Source organism: Falsiroseomonas oryziterrae, assembly GCF_021864505.1.
In the GTDB taxonomy this organism is placed as follows: Bacteria; Pseudomonadota; Alphaproteobacteria; order Acetobacterales; family Acetobacteraceae; genus Falsiroseomonas; species Falsiroseomonas oryziterrae.
On sequence record NZ_JAKJIB010000617.1, the window covers coordinates 1 to 1,044 of the forward strand.

The 1,044-nt window shown below is 76.6% G+C and carries 2 protein-coding genes; both read left to right on the forward strand.

What is annotated here, in order from left to right; all coding sequences use genetic code 11:
* The coding region (locus L2I40_RS23650) for a dienelactone hydrolase family protein (RefSeq protein ID WP_372491115.1) at nt 1–435 on the forward strand (435 nt) is incomplete at its 5' end.
* Nucleotides 436–448: 13 nt separating this feature from the next.
* Nucleotides 449–1,044, forward strand: a 596-nt coding sequence (locus L2I40_RS23655) for a hypothetical protein (RefSeq protein WP_237217794.1), incomplete at its 3' end; no start/stop codon positions are given.

Below are 1,044 nucleotides of genomic sequence, written 5' to 3' on the forward strand. Positions count from 1 at the left end.
CGCATCGGGGCGCTGGCGCTGCTCTACCCCGGCTGCGACGGCGTGGCGGACCGGGTGGTGGCGGACGACGCGCGGCCGCGCGCGCCGGTACTGCTGCTGCATGGGGATGCAGATCCCGCCAACCCGCGCGCGGCCTGCGAAGGCCTCGCGGCGCTGCTGGCCCGCACCGCGCCGGTGCGCCACGTCTGGTATGCCGGTGCGGGCTATGCCTGGGACCGGCCGCCATCGGGGGCCTACGAGGTCCTGAGGCTGCCCTGGCCCGGCCGGCCGGGCGCGCTGATCGCCGCGGCGTATTGGCCCGAGGCCGCGGAGCTTTCGGCGGCACAGGCTGCGAGCTTCTTCGTTGCCGCGCTGGCGACGCCCGGCCCGCCATCCGACCGCGAAAGCTACGCCCGCAAAGCCGTGCCGGGCGCGGTTCCGGCGCGCCAGCCATGACTGGAGCGCGTTAATGGCCATGGTCCGTCTCGCTGCCGCGGCGCTCGCCGCCGGCCTCGCCGCAGCTCCGGCCGCGGCGGAGGAGCAGACGACCTACCATCACCTCGAGGTCACGGTGCCGGGCGTGCCCACATGCCGCGCGGGCATGCTGCTGAACCTGCCGCCGTCCTGGGAGACGGGCAACGGCGCCGTTGTCCTGCTGACGCTGGGGCAACCCGACACTGCGCGCGACGTGCTCGTCTCGGCGCTGCTCTACGAACGCGCGGCGGTTCTCGAACTCGTGCCGCCGGCCTGCAGCGGGCGCGCCGGGCGCGAGGTGGTCGTCGGCGCGGCGATCGGCGCGCTCGACGCCGTGACGCGCACCGCGGGCGCCGGGATGGTGGTGGCGATCGCCCATGGGCCGGGCAGCGCTGCCGTGCTGGACGTGGTGCGCGAGCCGCCCGGCAGCGGGCGTGACGCGGAGGGAGCGCGATACGCGGCCGCGGTGGCGATGGGAGATGGTGCGCCTGCCTTCGCGCTCGGCGCACCGCGGGCGCCGCAGGAGGATGCCCCGGCGCGGCTCGCCCTGCTCTGTCGCGCCCTGGCGGGCATCGCCGGCGGCATCGGCCT